Annotated in this window: 13 protein-coding genes; 7 read left to right on the top strand and 6 right to left on the bottom strand. The window is 68.9% G+C overall.

Annotated elements, in window-relative coordinates; translation table 11 throughout:
- Positions 1-48 precede the first annotated feature (48 nt).
- A complete protein-coding gene (gene hppD / locus BLP73_RS03270) occupies positions 49-1,161 on the top strand; it encodes a 4-hydroxyphenylpyruvate dioxygenase (protein WP_090740253.1) in 1,113 nt (370 codons plus the stop codon).
- 43 nt (positions 1,162-1,204) lie between these two features.
- A complete protein-coding gene (locus BLP73_RS03265) occupies positions 1,205-1,558 on the top strand; it encodes a Rieske (2Fe-2S) protein (protein WP_090740251.1) in 354 nt (117 codons plus the stop codon).
- Between the two features lie 67 nt (positions 1,559-1,625).
- Here the strand turns inward: BLP73_RS03265 and BLP73_RS03260 are convergent, their stop codons facing one another.
- The 5 genes from BLP73_RS03260 to BLP73_RS03240 form a co-directional block, all read right to left on the bottom strand.
- Positions 1,626-2,675, bottom strand: a complete 1,050-nt coding sequence (locus tag BLP73_RS03260; protein ID WP_090740250.1) for an ABC transporter substrate-binding protein — start codon at positions 2,673-2,675, stop codon at positions 1,626-1,628.
- Between the two features lie 101 nt (positions 2,676-2,776).
- A complete protein-coding gene (gene ppk2 / locus BLP73_RS03255; RefSeq protein WP_090740248.1) occupies positions 2,777-3,667 on the bottom strand; it encodes a polyphosphate kinase 2 in 891 nt (296 codons plus the stop codon).
- On the bottom strand, positions 3,664-4,596 hold the full coding sequence (locus BLP73_RS03250) for a homoserine O-succinyltransferase (RefSeq protein WP_090740246.1): 933 nt from the start codon (positions 4,594-4,596) through the stop codon (positions 3,664-3,666). The genes ppk2 and BLP73_RS03250 overlap by 4 nt, the downstream gene beginning before the upstream one ends.
- 1 nt (position 4,597) lies before the next feature.
- Positions 4,598-5,461 carry an ATPase gene (locus tag BLP73_RS03245; protein WP_090740244.1) on the bottom strand — a complete coding sequence of 288 codons (864 nt, stop codon included), beginning with the start codon at positions 5,459-5,461 and terminating at the stop codon, positions 4,598-4,600.
- Between the two features lie 97 nt (positions 5,462-5,558).
- On the bottom strand, positions 5,559-6,671 hold the full coding sequence (locus BLP73_RS03240; RefSeq protein WP_090740242.1) for an OmpP1/FadL family transporter: 1,113 nt from the start codon (positions 6,669-6,671) through the stop codon (positions 5,559-5,561).
- A 219-nt stretch (positions 6,672-6,890) separates the two neighbouring features.
- On the opposite strand from BLP73_RS03240, the gene guaB reads away from it, so the two are divergent.
- Entirely contained in the window at positions 6,891-8,339 is a 1,449-nt protein-coding gene (gene guaB / locus BLP73_RS03235) for an IMP dehydrogenase (RefSeq protein ID WP_090740240.1), read from the top strand.
- 98 nt (positions 8,340-8,437) lie between these two features.
- Entirely contained in the window at positions 8,438-9,829 is a 1,392-nt protein-coding gene (locus BLP73_RS03230; RefSeq protein ID WP_217630630.1) for a hypothetical protein, read from the top strand.
- A gap of 160 nt (positions 9,830-9,989) precedes the next feature.
- On the opposite strand, the gene BLP73_RS03225 is transcribed toward BLP73_RS03230, so the two are convergent.
- A complete protein-coding gene (locus BLP73_RS03225) occupies positions 9,990-11,504 on the bottom strand; it encodes a YifB family Mg chelatase-like AAA ATPase (RefSeq protein WP_090740712.1) in 1,515 nt (504 codons plus the stop codon).
- A 213-nt stretch (positions 11,505-11,717) separates the two neighbouring features.
- On the opposite strand from BLP73_RS03225, the gene coaBC reads away from it, so the two are divergent.
- From coaBC to sufB, 3 genes are read left to right on the top strand one after another with little or no spacing between them, the layout of a single operon-like run.
- A complete protein-coding gene (coaBC, locus tag BLP73_RS03220; RefSeq protein WP_090740238.1) occupies positions 11,718-12,947 on the top strand; it encodes a bifunctional phosphopantothenoylcysteine decarboxylase/phosphopantothenate--cysteine ligase CoaBC in 1,230 nt (409 codons plus the stop codon).
- A complete protein-coding gene (locus BLP73_RS03215) occupies positions 12,944-14,023 on the top strand; it encodes a cysteine desulfurase family protein (protein ID WP_090740236.1) in 1,080 nt (359 codons plus the stop codon). The genes coaBC and BLP73_RS03215 overlap by 4 nt, the downstream gene beginning before the upstream one ends.
- Positions 14,024-14,026: 3 nt before the next feature.
- Positions 14,027-15,547, top strand: a complete 1,521-nt coding sequence (gene sufB, locus BLP73_RS03210) for a Fe-S cluster assembly protein SufB (protein WP_090740234.1) — start codon at positions 14,027-14,029, stop codon at positions 15,545-15,547.
- Positions 15,548-15,570: the final 23 nt, after the last annotated feature.

Below are 15,570 nucleotides of genomic sequence, written 5' to 3'. Positions count from 1 at the left end.
CACGCCAGATGCGGGATCATATGAACCAAGCGAACAGGAGGATACAGCATGGGTCCGTTCCCGCACGACGCCCCCAAGGCGACCATCAGCGCGGCCAACCCGGCCGGCACCGACGGCTTCGAGTTCGTCGAATACGCCCATCCGCAGCCCGAGGTGCTGGACCGCATCTTCCGCCAGATGGGCTTCACGCCCGTGGCCAAGCACAAGACAAAGAACATCACCCTCTACCGTCAGGGCGACATCAACTACCTGCTGAACGCCGAGTCGGGCAGCCAGGGCGCTGAGTTTGTGGACGAGCACGGCCCCTGCGCCCCGGCCATGGCCTGGCGCGTGGTGGACGCGCAGGTCGCGCTGAAGCGGGCGCTGGACCTCGGCGCGACGGAATACACCGGCCCCGGCAAATCTATCGAGGCGCCCGCCGTCCACGGCATCGGCGGCTCGCTGCTCTACTTCATCGACCGCTACCGCGAGACGGGCAGCGCCTATGACGCCGACTTCGACTGGCTGGGTGAGGCGAACCCGCGCCCCGAGGGCTTCGGCTTTTACTACCTCGACCACCTGACCCACAACGTGATCCGCGGCAACATGGACACGTGGTACAAGTTCTACCACGACACGTTCAACTTCCGCGAAATCAAGTATTTCGACATCAAGGGCAAGCAGACCGGCCTCGTCAGCCGCGCCCTGACCTCGCCCGACGGCAAGATCCGCATCCCGATCAACGAGTCGACCGACGATCACAGCCAGATCGAGGAATACCTGCGCGAGTACAAGGGCGAGGGCATCCAGCACATCGCGATTGCCTCGAACGACATCTACGCCGGCACCGACAAGATCGCCGAGGCGGGGATGGAGTTCATGCCCGGCCCGCCCGACACCTATTACGAGATGTCGCATCGCCGCGTGAAGGGCCACGAGGAGCCGATCGAGCGCATGAAGGCGCGCGGGATTCTGATCGACGGCGAGGGTGTCGTGGGCGGGGGTGAGACGCGCATCCTGCTGCAGATCTTCTCGAAGACCGTCATCGGCCCGATCTTCTTCGAGTTCATCCAGAGGAAGGGCGACGACGGCTTCGGCGAGGGCAACTTCCGGGCGCTCTTCGAATCCATCGAGGAAGACCAGATCCGCCGCGGCGTCCTGACCGCCGCGCCGGCCGAGTAGGGAGGAGGGGCGCGGCGGCTCCGAGGCCGCCGCGCCCACCATCATGGCCTGGACCGATTACAGCAGCGCGCCCGTGCCCGGCACCCGCATCTGCGCGGCCACCGAGATCACCACCGTCCACCCCCTGACCGTCACGACCGCGCGCGGCAGCTTTCCGCTGCTGGTCCTGCGCGACGGCGACACCATCCGCGCCTATGTCAACGCCTGCCCGCACCAGTACCTGCCGCTGGACTACCGCGGCACGAACCTGCTGTCGGCGGACGGGTTGAGGCTCCTCTGCACCGCCCACGGCGCCAGCTTCGACAAGTCCACCGGCGAGGCCATCGCCGGCGCCGATTGCGGCCTCGACCCGGTCCCTGTCACGCAGATCGGCGACCACCTCGTGATCGCCGCCTGATCATCTTCTGTGCAAAAATATCCCGCGGGGGTCCGGGGGCGCGAAGCCCCCGGTCCGGCAGCACCGATCAGAACCCGGCCTTGATCCGCTCGAACTCGGCCAGCTGGCGCTGGCGCTGCTCGGGATCGTTCGGGGTCTGCGCCAGCACCGGCACGTCGATCTCGGCCAGGCCCTCGGCCACTGCCGGCTCGTCCGCGATCGTCGCCATGGCCGCGTTCGAGGTATGCCCGTAGCCGATCGCGTCCAGCAGGCCCTTGGCCGCCGAGGGCTCCAGCCAAGCGTTGATGAAGTCGTAGGCCTTGTCCTCGCTGCCCGGCCCGTTCACCAGGTTCACGAAGCCGCAGAAGAAGGTCGACGAGCCTTCCTCGGCCTCGCGCTGGAAGCCGACCGGGTAGTTGTCGCCCTGCAGATAGACCACGCCGTCGTTCCACGACCACGCGACGTCCACAAGGCCCGAGGCCATCAGCTGCGCCTGTTCGGAGGGGTCGGACCAGTAGGCCGCGACGTTCTGATGGGCCTGGCGCAGCCAGTCGGCGGCGGCCTGAAATTGCTCGTCGGTCACGTCGTCCCAATCGGTGGTGCCTGTCGCCAGATAGCCGAGCGCCCAGACATCGTCCGCACTGTCGGGCAGCGAGGTGCGGCCCTGATAGGCGGGGTTCACGAAGACCTGAAGGCTTTGGACATCCTCGGCCGGCACGTTCTCGGTGTTGTAGGCGATGGCGGTCGCGCCCCAGTCCGTCGGGATGAACCAGACGCCCTGGTCGTCGCGGAAGACCTCGCTGTCGAGGAAGCGCGCGTCGATCTGCTCGAAATTGGGGATGCGCGCCGGGTCCCAGGGCTCGATCAGGCCGGCGTCGCGATACTTGCCGACCATCTGGCTGCAGGGATGGGCCACGTCGGCCCGGAAGCCCGAGGCGACCTTCTGGAACGCCTCGTCGTCGTCGCCGAAGAACGAGAAGGTCGGCCCCTGCCCATGCTGGTCGATATAGGCCTGGAAGATCTCGGGGACATCGAAGCCGGCCCAATCGAGCACGGTCAGCTCGGGATCGGCGGCGAGGGCGGGCAGGGCGAAAGCGGCGGTGGACGCGGCCAGAAGCGAGGCGGGCGCAAGACGCATGGGGCGGACCTTCCTGTTGCAGTTTGACCGAAGGCTAAGGTCGGTGCTCGCGCCGCGCAAGCACCTGCCGGCAAGCGCCTGTGCACGAAGCCTTGACCCGCCTAGATGCGCAGCATCTCGGGCCCGCCGGTGATGACGGGATCGGGCGTGCCGATGGCCGTCAGGTCGCGCCCGTCGAAGGGGACGGCATGCAGCAGCGTCTGGATCGCGGCGATGCGGGCGCGCCGCTTGTCGTCCGAGCGGATCACCGTCCAGGGCGCGACGGGCAGATGCGACAGGCTCAGCGTCTCGGCGATGGCCGCGCTGTAGTCGTCCCACTTGCCGAGGCCCTCGACATCGACCGGGCTCAGCTTCCATTGCTTCAGCGGATCGCGCTCGCGCGCGAGGAAGCGGCGCAGCTGCTCGGCGCGGCCCACGTTCAGCCACAGCTTGACCAGAATCACGCCGTCATCGACCAGCATCTGCTCGAAATCGGGAAGCTGGCGGAAGAAGGTGCGGCGCTGCGCCGTCGTGGCGAAGCCGAAGACCTCCTCGACCACGCCGCGATTGTACCAGCTGCGGTCGAACAGGGCCATCTCGCCCGCCGCCGGAAGCCAGTCCACGTAGCGCTGGAAGTACCACTGCCCCGCCTCGCGCTCGGTCGGCTTCGGCAGGGCGACGACATAGGCGTTGCGGGGGTTCAGGTTCTGCTGGATGCGCCCGATCGTGCCGCCCTTGCCGGCCGCGTCCCGCCCCTCGAAAAGGACCACCACGCGCCGGCCCTGTGCGGCGACGCCATGCATCATCCGCACCAATTGAAGCTGAAGGCGCTCCATCGCCGCGTCGTAATCCTCGCGCGGCATCATGCAGTCATAGGGAAAGCTCTCGTCCAGGATCTCGCGCTTGGTCCCCTCGCGCACGGCCCGCCGCACCTCCTCGGGCGCGTCGCGGTCCAGGTAGTCCGAGATCGCGCCGACCAGCGGCAGTTCGGGGACGGGCGCGGGGCGGGTCATGGCTGGGGCTCTCCGATGCGGCTCATGTCGTACCAGGTGGTCTGGTAGATCTCGTTGATCCAGTTGCCGTAGAGAAGATGCGCGTGGCTGCGCCAGCGGTTCGACGGCGGGCGCGCGGGATCATCGCCCGGATAGTAATTCGCCGGCACCGCGATGGGTTTCCCCGCCGCCACGTCGCGGTCGTATTCCTCCTTGAGGGTGGTGCTGTCATATTCCAGGTGGTTGAAGATGTAGAGCGCGCGATGCGCCGTGTCCTCCAGAAGGCAGGGTCCGACCTCGGCGCTGGCCAGCAGCGTGCGCAGCCGCGGCCGGGCGTCGATGTCCTCCTGGCGCACCTCGGTCCAGCGGCTCACGGGCACCAGCACATCGTCCGAGAAACCGCGCAGATAGGGCGAGGCCGGGGCGAGGTTCTGGTGGCGGAAGCAGCCGAAGGCCTTGCCGCCCAGCATGTGCTTGGGCAGGCCGTGGAAGTGATAGGCCATCGCCATGCCGCCCCAGCAGACGCCGAAGGTGGAATGGACATGGCTCTGCGTCCAGGCGAAGACGCGCGTCAACTCGTCCCAGTAGGTGACTTCCTCGAAGGGCAGGTGCTCGACCGGGGCGCCGGTGATGACGAGCCCGTCGAACTTCTCGCCGCTCGCCTCGACCTCGCGGAAGGGGCGGTAGAAGCTGGCGAGATGGTCGGCGGCGGTGTTGCGGCTTTCGTGGTCCGACATGCGGATGAGCTGGAAGTCGATCTGCAGGGGCGTGGCGCCGATGACCCGCGCGAACTGGTTCTCGGTCTGGATCTTCTTCGGCATCAGGTTCAGAAGGCCGATCCGCAGCGGGCGGATGTCCTGCGTGGCCGCGCGGCCGGGGCTCATGACCATCACCCCCTCGTCCGAGAGGATGCGGTAGGCGGGCAGGTTCTCGTTCAGCGTGATGGGCATGTCAGTGGTCCTTGCGGGCGATGGCCCGCGCGATCAGGTCGTCGAAATCGGAAGGTTGCGTCACCTCGGCGACTTCCTCGGCCAGCACCGTCACGCCGCGCCGAGCCATCGCGGCATAGCGCGGCTGGCGGTGGGCGAGGGCGCGGGCATAGGTCCAGCGGATGAAGTCGTCGGGATTGACCTCGCCCTCCTCCAGCCCCTTCTCGACCCGGTAGGCGATCCAGGCGCGTTCCAGGAACTGGGGCTGGTAGTACATCGGCTTCGGCGCGCGGTCGAAGCGGCGCACCAGCTCGGCCGTGTGCGCCTCGCTGCCCTTGATCCAGACCAGCAGCAGATCGCGCGACAGCGCATCCAGCACCGGGTCGGCCGGGTCCTCGGGGTCCACCACCTCGCAGATCGAGCCGCCGCTGTCGCAGACGAAATGCGGCAGGCCGTAGATGCCGCCCGCCCGCTCCATGAAATGGCGCGTGTCCAGAAGGGCCGCGATCTCGGCCCGCCGGTGCTGGTTCTGGCGCAGGCAGTAGTCGTCGAAGGGCAGGCCCCCGCGCGAAGGGCTGCCGGGCTTGCCGAGATAGGTGGACAGCGGCGCGAGGTTGTCGAATGTGATGTTGCTGGCGATGTAGACGCTGTCGGACAGCAGCAGCTCGCGCAGGAAGGGGACCTTCATCGCCTCGCGCTTGAAGTTGTCGGCGATGTATTCGCCCATGTAGCGGGTGCCGATGCGGTAGTCGACGCTGTAGTGGAACCACTCGCCCGTCCCCCGCAGCATCGAGGAAAGATGCGTCTTGCCGAGGCCAGACATCCCGAACAGGACGATGCGCTTGGCCGGGGCCGACCGCCATTCCTCTGCGCTGCGATAGATCATTCCGGCCCCTTCCTGACGTGCGGCCCTAGGTAATGGCCGGGCCGCGCAAAGAAAAGGCCCCGCCGGTGAGGGCGGGGCCGTGGTCGCGGAGCCTCGATCAGAAGCTGTAGCCGACGCGGACGCCGATGCCCCAGAGATCGCTGTCCTCCATCTGGGCACGCGGCGCCCCGCCCGTCTGCGGACGGGCATCGCCCAGCTTCGAATAGTTGATGCCGGTCGTGATCTTGATGTTGTCCATCGTGTAGATCGCGGCCAGCGTCACGCCCTTGCGGCCATTGGTGGGCGCCAGCGGCGAGACGAGGTCGTCGCCCGTCGGTTCGTAGACGAAGGCGGCCAAGCCCGACCAGTTGTCCGTAAACCGGCGTCCGACGCCGAGCGTGTAGGTGGTCGTGTCTTCAAGCGAGACGAGGCCGGCCGAGAGACCTGGTAGTGAAGAGAACTCTGCGGGACGCACTTGGAACTCGGACCACTTGACCCACCGGATCGAGCCGAAGACCAGCGTGTCCGCAGCAACGCCAGTCTGCCCTTCCAGGGTGATCGAGCGTGGCGTGTTCACCTCGGTCGTGGTCACGGCGCCCGGCAGGATGTTCTCGCGCGTGTCGAAGTCATGCGTGATCTTCGAGTTGTAGGTCAGCGAGATGCGGGCCGCGATGTCGGGGATCTCGTAGGCCGCGCCGATCACGTAGCCCGTGCCCCAGGAGGGGTCCATGCGGACGTTGTAGCCGGAGATGTCGCCGTAGCCTGCGCCGCTCAGCGTCACCTCGGCATCTGCGCGCGAGGCCCGGATACCGCCGTGGAACGAGATGTTGTTGTCCATGCGGTAGCGGGCCAGTGCCGTCACGGTCGTCGAGTCGACGCGCGCCGCCGTTCCGCCCAGCACCGGCGAGCCGCTGCCTGCAGGAGGCCCGTCGGGATAGCGGACGTCGGCGCCGAAGGGCTGCTCGACGATCACGCCGAATGAGACGTTCGGGCTGACCTCCTGCTTGTAGGCAAGGCCGACGAAGCCGTATCCCTGCGCCACGTCGCCCGTGTCGAAGCCGGCCGCGTCCGTGCCCGAGACGGTGGGGTCCGCACCGCCGAAGCTCAGTTCCGCATAGTTGCCAGGCTCGAAGAGCGCCGCGAGCGATTGCGGCGCCCGCTCGATCCCGCCCGCCAGCGCCGGGGCGGTGCCCATCAGCAGCGCGGCGATCCCCGTCGTCATCTTTTTCATGTTTTCCTCCCATCGGGTCCGAGATCCCGCAAAACCAGACTAGCGGCACCGAGCAATCGATCAATTCCCCGCCATCGCTGACGTAACGTCCGCGTCAAGAATACATCCGCCGCGTGACCTGCCGGACACGCCTTCGCCTGCCGCAGATGATGGCTGGACAAAGCCCGCTGCCCGTGAAAGGGGAAACTGCCAAACGAAATCGCCGCAAGGATGCCCCCCATGCAGATTCGCGAGGCCCTCACCTTTGACGATGTGCTTCTGGTTCCCGCCGCCTCGACGGTGATGCCCTCGACGGCCGACGTGACGACCCATGTCACCCGCGCCATCCGCATGAACATCCCGCTTCTCTCCTCGGCCATGGACACGGTGACGGAAAGCCGGATGGCCATCGCGATGGCGCAGGCGGGCGGGATCGGCGTGATCCACCGCAACCTGACGGCCGAGCAGCAGGCCGCCGAGGTCCGCCGCGTGAAGCGCTTCGAGAGCGGCATCGTCTACGCTCCCATCACCCTGCGCGCGGACCAGACCCTGGCCGACGCCAAGGCCCTGCAGGAGCGCTACAGCGTCACCGGCTTTCCGGTGGTGGACGAGGCCGGCCGCGTCGTCGGCATCGTGACCAACCGCGACATGCGCTTTGCCAAGGACGACCGCACGCCGGTCCGCGCGATGATGACCGCCGACAACCTCGCCGTGCTGCGCGAGCCTGCCGACCGCGCCGAGGCGATCAGCCTGATGAAGGCGCGCCGGATCGAGAAGCTGCTGATCACCGATGGCAACGGCAAGCTGACCGGCCTTCTGACGCTGAAGGACACCGAGAAAGCGGTGCTGAACCCGCTGGCCTGCAAGGACGATCTGGGCCGGCTGCGCGTCGCCGCCGCCTCGACTGTGGGCGAAGAGGGCTTCGAGCGCAGCCAGGCGCTGATCGAGGCCGGGGTGGACATGGTGGTCATCGACACCGCGCATGGCCACTCGGCCGGGGTCGCCAAGGCGGTCGAGCGGGTCAAGAGCTTCTCGAACGAGGTGCAGGTCGTCGCCGGCAACGTCGCCACGGCCGAGGCGACGCGTGCGCTGATCGACGCGGGCGCCGATGCGGTCAAGGTCGGGATCGGGCCGGGCAGCATCTGCACGACGCGCATCGTCGCAGGCGTGGGCGTGCCGCAGCTGACGGCGATCATGGATGCGGCCTCGGCCGCGGGCGAGGTGCCGATCATCGCGGATGGCGGCATCAAGTTCTCGGGCGATTTCGCTAAGGCCATCGCGGCGGGCGCAAGCTGCGCGATGGTCGGCAGCGCCATCGCCGGCACCGACGAGAGCCCGGGCGAAGTGATCCTCTACCAGGGCCGCAGCTTCAAGTCCTATCGCGGGATGGGCAGCCTTGGCGCGATGGCGCGCGGCTCGGCGGATCGCTACTTCCAGAAGGACGCTGCCTCGGACAAGCTGGTCCCCGAGGGCATCGAGGGTCAGGTGCCCTACAAGGGCTCGGCCGGCGCGGTGATCCACCAGCTGGTCGGCGGCCTTCGTGCGGCGATGGGCTATACCGGCTGCGCGACCGTCGAGGAGATGCGCAAGGGCTGCCAGTTCGTCCGCATCACCGGCGCCGGCCTCAAGGAGAGCCACGTCCACGACGTGCAGATCACCCGCGAGAGCCCGAACTACCGGCTCGGGTGACCTGCCCGACGGCGCCGGGGAACCGCCAGCCCGCGCGCGGTTCGGGTGGCGCCGGGCAGAACGTCCCGGGGCAGGGCGGCAGGACGCAGGGGACGGTGGTGACAGAGCGGCAACCGTCCCTCGCCCTCGGCGGCGTCCTGACGATCGCCGTGATGATCTGCGTGATCCTCGGCCAGTTCCTCGGCACCGCTGCCGCGCAGCTGGCCGCGGCCGCCGCAGCCATCGGCGCGCTCGCCTGCTTCTGCCTGCATGTCGCGCCCGCGCGCCTGATCTTCGTCGCCATCGGCCTTGCCCAGACCGTCGCCGCGCTGGCCCTGACAGAGGGCGGAGCGACCGCGCTGCTGGACGCCTTGGGCCGCGGGGCCTTCATCGTGGCCCTCTTCACCGCGCTCGGCACGATCCGCGCCGCGGCGGGCGGGTCCGAGGCGATCCTGAGCTGCGGACGCTTCCTGGCCGAGCAGCCGCCCGGCCGGCGCTACCTGGCGCTCACGGCCGGGGGACATCTCTTCGGGCTGGTGCTGATGTATGGGGCGATCTCGCTTCTGGGCGGGCTCGCGGTGCAGGCGACGGCCGGCCTTGCCGACCCCGAGCTGCGCCACCACCGCCTCAGGCGGATGCTGATTGCCATCCAGCGCGGCTTCGCGGCGACGCTCTGCTGGTCGCCCGTCGCCTTCTCGGTCGTGCTGGCGACGACGCTGGTGCCGGGCGCCTCGTGGAGCCGGGTGATCCTGCCCTGCCTCGTCAGCGCGGCGCTGGTGATGGGCACGGGCTGGCTGATGGACTGGATTTTCAAGCCCCGGCTCAGCGCACCGCCGCCCGAGCGGCTGCCGCAGGCGGCGGGCTGGCTGGCGAGCCTCTGGCCGCTGCTGGCGCTGCTGGCAATCATCGCCGCGGCGGTCGCGGCGGTGGACGTTGCAAGCGGCGTGGGCGTCGTCGGCGCGGTGATGCTGGTCGTGCCCTGCCTCGCGCTAGGATGGATCGCGCTGCAGCTGGCGAGCGCGCGCGGGACGGCGCGGCGCGTCGCCCGCTTCGTCACGCAGGAGCTGCCCGGCTATCGCGGCGAGATCGTCCTTCTGTTCATGGCCGCGTTCATCGGCCATCTCGGCGCGCATCTGCTGGCGCCGGTGATGGACCGCGCGGGGCTCGACCTGGCGGCCGTGCCCGCCCCTGTGATCCTGGTCGTGCTGGTCTGGCTGATCCCCGTGGCCGGGCAGGCGGGGATGAACCCGATCCTCGCCGCCTCGCTGATCCTGCCGCTTCTGCCCAGCCCCGAGGCGCTTGGCCTTCACCCGGCGGCGCTGGTCGTCGCCGTCACCGGCGGTTGGGCGATCAGCGGCGTGACCTCGCCCTTCACCGCCTCGGTCCTGCTGCTCGGCAGTCTGTCGGGCCAACCCGCGCGGCAGGCCGGCCTGCGCTGGAACGGTGCCTATGCGCTGGTCCTCGGGGTCATCATGTCGGGCTGGGCGATCCTTCTGGGGCGGGTCCTCTAGAGGGCCGCCACCACTGTTGCAGCGTTCGTCACCGGAGTGCATGTGATCAAGGGATAGGCGACGGACGATTGCGTGGAGGACCGGGTCACCCTCTGCCGCGTGACCTGTGACGCGCCGCAGAAGAAAGGGCCGCCCGGCCGCCCGCTGGCTGCCCGCTGGCTTAGCCCCCGGCCACGAAGGGCAGCCGGTAGCTGATCGCCTCGGCGAGGTGATGGGGGTGGACCCTGGCGCTCCCTTCGAGGTCCGCGACCGTGCGCGCACTGCGCAGGATGCGGTGATAGCCGCGCGCGGTCAGCCCAAGCCGGTCCGCCGCCTTGTGGATCAGCTCGCGCCCGGCCGCGTCGGGCGCCGCAATCTCGTCGAGAAGCGCGCCCGAAGCCTCGGCATTGACGCGCACTCCTTCAAGCCCCTCAAACCGCCTCGCCTGGATCTCGCGCGCTGCCGCGACGCGTGCGGCGATCTCGGCCGAGGTCTCGCCCTGCGCCGGAAGCTCCAGATCGGTGACGGCGACGGCCGGCACCTCCAGCCGCAGATCGAAGCGATCCATGAGCGGACCGGACACCCGCCCGAGATAGTCGCTGCCGCAACCCGGCGCACGCGCGCAGGCGCGGGCGGCGTCGGCCAGGTGGCCGCAGCGGCAGGGATTGGCGGCCGCCACCAGCAGGAAGCGGCAGGGATAGCGGACATGGGCATTGGCGCGTGCCACGACGACCTCGCCCGTCTCGATGGGCTGGCGCAGCGTGTCCAGCACCTGCCGCGAGAACTCGGGCAGCTCGTCGAGAAACAGAACTCCGTTATGCGCGAGGCTGATCTGCCCCGGCCCCGCGCCGCGGCCCCCACCCACCACCGCGGCCGGCGAGGCCGTGTGATGCGGCTCCTGGAACGGCGGCTGACGCGAGATCCCTCCCTCGGGCAGCGTGCCGGCCAGCGAGTGGATCATCGAGGTCTCGAGCGCCTCGCGCGGCGTTAGCGGCGGCATGAGCCCGGGCAGGCGCGAGGCCAGCATCGACTTCCCCGACCCGGGCGGGCCGATCATCAGCATGTGGTGCCGCCCCGCGGCCGCGATCTCCAGCGCGCGCTTCGGGCGTTCCTGCCCCTTCACCTCCGACAGGCAGCCCGGCCGCACCGCGCCGTCAAAGGCGCCCGGCGTCGCGCGAGCCAGGGGCGCCCGGTCCGTCAGGTGATCGACCACCTCGCGCAGGCTGGCGGCGCCGAGGACAGGGACAGACTCGATCCAGGCCGCCTCGTTGCCGCAGCTCTTCGGGCAGATCAGCGCCCGGTCATCCTCGGAGGCCGCCAGCGCGGCGGGCAGGGCACCGTTCACCTCGACCAGGCGCCCGTCCAGCGCCAGCTCGCCCAAGGCCACGCAGCGCGCGACCTCCTCGCGCGGGACGATGTCGAGGGCCGCCAGCACCGCCAGCGCGATGGGCAGGTCGAAATGCGAGCCCTCCTTCGGCAGGTCCGCCGGCGACAGGTTCACCGTCACGCGCCGGTTGGGCAGCGCGATGGCGAGGGCGCCAAAGGCGGCCCGCACCCGCTCGCGGGCCTCGCTCACCGCCTTGTCCGGCAGGCCGACGATGCCGAAGCCCGGCAACCCGGCGCTCAGCGCGCATTGCACTTCGACCAGCCGCGGCTCGACCCCTTCGAAAGCGACCCCATAGGCCAGCGCGACCATCATCTTCTCCGTCTTGCTGGCAGATGGTTAACGTGACGCGCTTAAGGAACGGTTAACGCCCGCCCTCCCTCCATCTTCTGTGCAAGACTATCCCGGGGGTTGCCGGCGGTTCGCCACTGGTTCAAGAACCAGCCGGCGACGGGGCAGCGCCCCCGCTTCCTTGCGGCACCGCCGGCGTGCAGCTATCTAGCCAGCATACCGAAAGGACGGGCCATGCAGGGCAAGCGGATACTTCTGATCGTCGGCGGCGGGATCGCGGCCACCAAAGTGCCGGCCCTGATCCGCCTGATCCGGGCGGAAGGCGCGGCGGTGACGCCGGTGCTGACCCGCGCGGCGGCCGAGTTCGTCACGCCCCTGTCCCTGTCCGTGCTTGCGGGCGAGGCGGCGCATGAGGGTCTCTTCGACATCGCGGCCGAGGCCGAGATCGGGCATATCCAGCTCTCGCGCCGGGCCGATCTGGTCGTGGTCGCGCCGGCGACGGCGAACCTGATGGCGCGGATGGCGCAGGGAATGGCGGACGACCTGCCCTCGACCTTGCTGCTGGCGACCGACAAGCGCGTGCTGATCGCGCCGGCCATGAACGTGCGGATGTGGCAGCACCCGGCAACGCAGCGCAACCTCGCCACGCTGCGCGGCGACGGCATCCTGACCGTGGGCCCGGACGAGGGCGAGATGGCCTGCGGCGAGTTCGGCCCCGGCCGCATGGCCGAGCCGGAGGCGATCGTGGCGGCGATCCGTGCGGCTCTTCCCGGTAGCCCGCTGAAGCTGCTGCCCGAGGCGCAGGTCCAGCCAGCCCTTCTGGCCGGGCGCCACGTCATCGTGACCTCGGGGCCGACGCATGAGCCGATTGACCCGGTGCGCTACATCGCGAACCGCTCCTCGGGCGCGCAGGGAACCGCCATCGCCGCCGCCTTGCGCGATCTCGGCGCGCGGGTCAGCTTCGTGACCGGGCCGGCGCAGGTCCCACCGCCCGCCGGCGTCGAGGTAATCCGCGTCGAGACGGCCCTCCAGATGCAGGAGGCGGTGGCGGCCGCACTGCCGGCCGATGCGGCTGTCATGGCCGCGGCGGTGGCAGACTGGCGCGTTGCCGCGGCGGCCGAGCGCAAGATGAAGAAGGATGGCAGCGGCCGCCCGCCCGAGCTGGAGATGGTCGAGAACCCGGACATCCTCGCCTGGCTGTCGCACCACGCGGCGCGGCCGGCCCTGGTCGTGGGCTTCGCGGCCGAGACGCATGACGTCATCGCCCACGCCTCGGCCAAGCGGGCCCGCAAGGGCTGCGACTGGATCGTCGCCAACGACGTCAGCCCCGCCACCGGCATCATGGGCGGAACCGAGAACGCCGTGACCCTGATCCACGCGGATGGCGCCGAGGAATGGCCGCGCCTGCCCAAGGCCGAGGTGGCGCAGCGCCTCGCCCTGCGCATCGCCGAGGCGCTGGCATGAGGGCCTATCTTGACTGGAACGCCACCGCCCCCCTGCGCCCCGAGGCGCGGGAGGCGATGATCGCGGCGATGGATGTCGCGGGAAACCCCTCGTCCGTCCACGCCGAGGGGCGGGCGGCGAAGATGGCGATGGAAAGGGCGCGCGAGGATGTCGCAGCCGCCTTGGGCGCCGAGGGGGCGGATGTCGTCTTCACCTCGGGCGCGACCGAGGCGGCGGCGATGGTGCTGGTCGGGCGCGACCTTGCCTGCGCGCCGGTGGAACACGACGCGGTCAAGGCTTGGTGCCGGCCGGTGCTGCCGGTGGACCAGGACGGGCGTGTCACGGTGGACGAGCCGGCAGGCGCCACCTTGCAGCTGGCGAACAGCGAGACGGGCGTGATCCAAGCCCTGCCCGAGGGTCTGGCGGCCTCGGACCTGACCCAGGGTTTCGGCAAGATCCCATTTGCCTTCAATTGGCTGGGCGTGACGGCCGGCCTTGTCAGCGCGCACAAGCTGGGCGGGCCGAAGGGCATCGGAGCGCTGGTCCTGCGGAAGGGCACCGACCTGTCCGCCATGCTCAAGGGCGGCGGGCAGGAGCAGGGGCGCCGCGCGGGAACCGAGAACCTCATCGGCATCCTCGGCTTCGCGGCCGCCGCGAGGGCCGCGCAAGCGGATCTGGAAGCGGGCCTCTGGGACGAGGTCGCTGCCCGCCGCGATCGGCTCGAGGCGCGGCTGACGGGCCGTTTTCCCGAGCTGATCGTTGCAGGAAAAGGCGCCCGGCGCTTGCCGAACACGACCTGTCTTCTTACATCCGGCTGGAAGGGCGAGACGCAGGTCATGCAGATGGATCTCGCGGGTTTCGCCGTTTCCGCAGGCTCGGCCTGCTCGTCCGGCAAGGTCCGGGCCAGCGGGGTGCTGCAGGCGATGGGATATGACGATCAGCAGGCCCAATCGGCCATCCGGATTTCCATAAGCCCGGCTTTGGACGAGGATCAGCTGAACCGATTTGCGGATGCGTGGGAAACCGCGTATTCACGCTGGCGCGACAGGAATGGCATGGCCGGGGCACCCCGCGCCAAGGCCACCGAGGAAGGATAGAGGATGACGGCAACCACCGATCTTGACGTGCGCGAAGGCGTCGACCGCGAAACGGTCGAGACTGTCCAGAACATGGGCAGCTACAAGTATGGCTGGGACACCGAGATCGAGATGGAATACGCGCCCAAGGGCGTGAACGAGGACATCGTCCGGCTGATCTCGGAAAAGAACGGCGAGCCGCAATGGATGACGGACTGGCGGCTGGAAGCCTATCGCCGGTGGGTCACCATGACCGAGCCGCGGTGGGCGCTGCTGAACTATCCCAAGATCGACTACCAGGACCAGTACTACTACGCCCGCCCCAAGAGCATGGAAGTGAAGCCGAAGTCGCTGGACGAGGTCGATCCGAAGCTGCTGGCGACCTATGACAAGCTGGGCATCCCGCTGCGCGAGCAGATGATCCTGGCCGGGGTCGAGGGCGCCGAGGCCGCGCCCGCCGAGGGCCGCAAGGTCGCCGTGGACGCCGTCTTCGACAGCGTCAGCGTCGGCACGACCTTCAAGGACGAGCTGGCCAAGGCCGGCGTCATCTTCTGCTCGATCTCCGAGGCGATCCGCGAGCATCCCGAGCTGGTCAAGAAATATCTCGGCTCGGTCGTGCCGCAGTCCGACAACTACTTCGCGACGCTGAACAGCGCGGTCTTCTCGGACGGCTCCTTCGTCTACATCCCGCCGGGCGTGCGCTGCCCGATGGAGCTGTCGACCTATTTCCGCATCAATGCCGAGAACACCGGCCAGTTCGAGCGCACGCTGATCATCGCCGACAAGGGCAGCTATGTCAGCTATCTCGAGGGCTGCACCGCGCCCAAGCGCGACACGACCCAGCTGCACGCGGCGGTGGTCGAGCTGGTGATCCTGGAAGATGCCGAGATCAAGTACTCGACCGTCCAGAACTGGTTCCCCGGCGACGAGGACGGCAAGGGCGGCATCTACAACTTCGTCACCAAGCGCGCCGATTGCCGGGGCGACCGGGCCAAGGTGATGTGGACGCAGGTGGAAACCGGCAGCGCGATCACCTGGAAATACCCCTCCTGCATCCTGCGCGGCAACGAGAGCCAGGGCGAGTTCTACTCGATTGCCATCGCGAACAACTGGCAGCAGGCCGATACGGGCACCAAGATGATCCATCTTGGCAAGAACACCCGCTCGCGCATTGTGTCCAAAGGCATTTCGGCGGGTCAGGCGCAGAACACCTATCGTGGGCTGGTCACCATGCACCCGCGCGCCACGAACAGCCGCAACTACACGCAGTGCGACAGTCTGCTGATCGGCGACAAGTGCGGCGCGCATACCGTGCCCTATATCGAGGTCAAGAACACCTCGAGCCGGGTCGAGCACGAGGCGACGACCTCCAAGGTTGATGACGACCAGCTCTTCTACTGCCGCTCGCGCGGCATGGACGAGGAAGAGGCGGTCGCGCTGGTCGTGAACGGCTTCTGCCGCGAGGTGCTGCAGGCCCTGCCGATGGAATTTGCGATGGAAGCCCAGAGTCTTGTCGCGATCTCGCTGGAAGGCTCGGTCGGCTGATCCATTCCGGCCGGGCACAGCGC

Origin of the sequence: Paracoccus tibetensis (genome assembly GCF_900102505.1) — a bacterium.
GTDB lineage: Bacteria > Pseudomonadota > Alphaproteobacteria > Rhodobacterales > Rhodobacteraceae > Paracoccus > Paracoccus tibetensis.
This window is presented reverse-complemented; position numbering and strand designations above follow the sequence as displayed.

Bases quoted from the DNA above. Each gene is read 5' to 3' on its own strand.
- ppk2 (WP_090740248.1), bottom strand. From the start codon at position 3,667: ATGACCCGCCCCGCGCCCGTCCCCGAACTGCCGCTGGTCGGCGCGATC.
- BLP73_RS03245 (WP_090740244.1), bottom strand. From the start codon at position 5,461: ATGATCTATCGCAGCGCAGAGGAATGGCGGTCGGCCCCGGCCAAGCGC.
- BLP73_RS03265 (WP_090740251.1), top strand. From the start codon at position 1,205: ATGGCCTGGACCGATTACAGCAGCGCGCCCGTGCCCGGCACCCGCATC.
- BLP73_RS03240 (WP_090740242.1), bottom strand. From the start codon at position 6,671: ATGAAAAAGATGACGACGGGGATCGCCGCGCTGCTGATGGGCACCGCC.
- BLP73_RS03250 (WP_090740246.1), bottom strand. From the start codon at position 4,596: ATGCCCATCACGCTGAACGAGAACCTGCCCGCCTACCGCATCCTCTCG.
- BLP73_RS03215 (WP_090740236.1), top strand. From the start codon at position 12,944: ATGAGGGCCTATCTTGACTGGAACGCCACCGCCCCCCTGCGCCCCGAG.
- BLP73_RS03260 (WP_090740250.1), bottom strand. From the start codon at position 2,675: ATGCGTCTTGCGCCCGCCTCGCTTCTGGCCGCGTCCACCGCCGCTTTC.
- hppD (WP_090740253.1), top strand. From the start codon at position 49: ATGGGTCCGTTCCCGCACGACGCCCCCAAGGCGACCATCAGCGCGGCC.
- sufB (WP_090740234.1), top strand. From the start codon at position 14,027: ATGACGGCAACCACCGATCTTGACGTGCGCGAAGGCGTCGACCGCGAA.
- coaBC (WP_090740238.1), top strand. From the start codon at position 11,718: ATGCAGGGCAAGCGGATACTTCTGATCGTCGGCGGCGGGATCGCGGCC.
- guaB (WP_090740240.1), top strand. From the start codon at position 6,891: ATGCAGATTCGCGAGGCCCTCACCTTTGACGATGTGCTTCTGGTTCCC.
- BLP73_RS03225 (WP_090740712.1), bottom strand. From the start codon at position 11,504: ATGGTCGCGCTGGCCTATGGGGTCGCTTTCGAAGGGGTCGAGCCGCGG.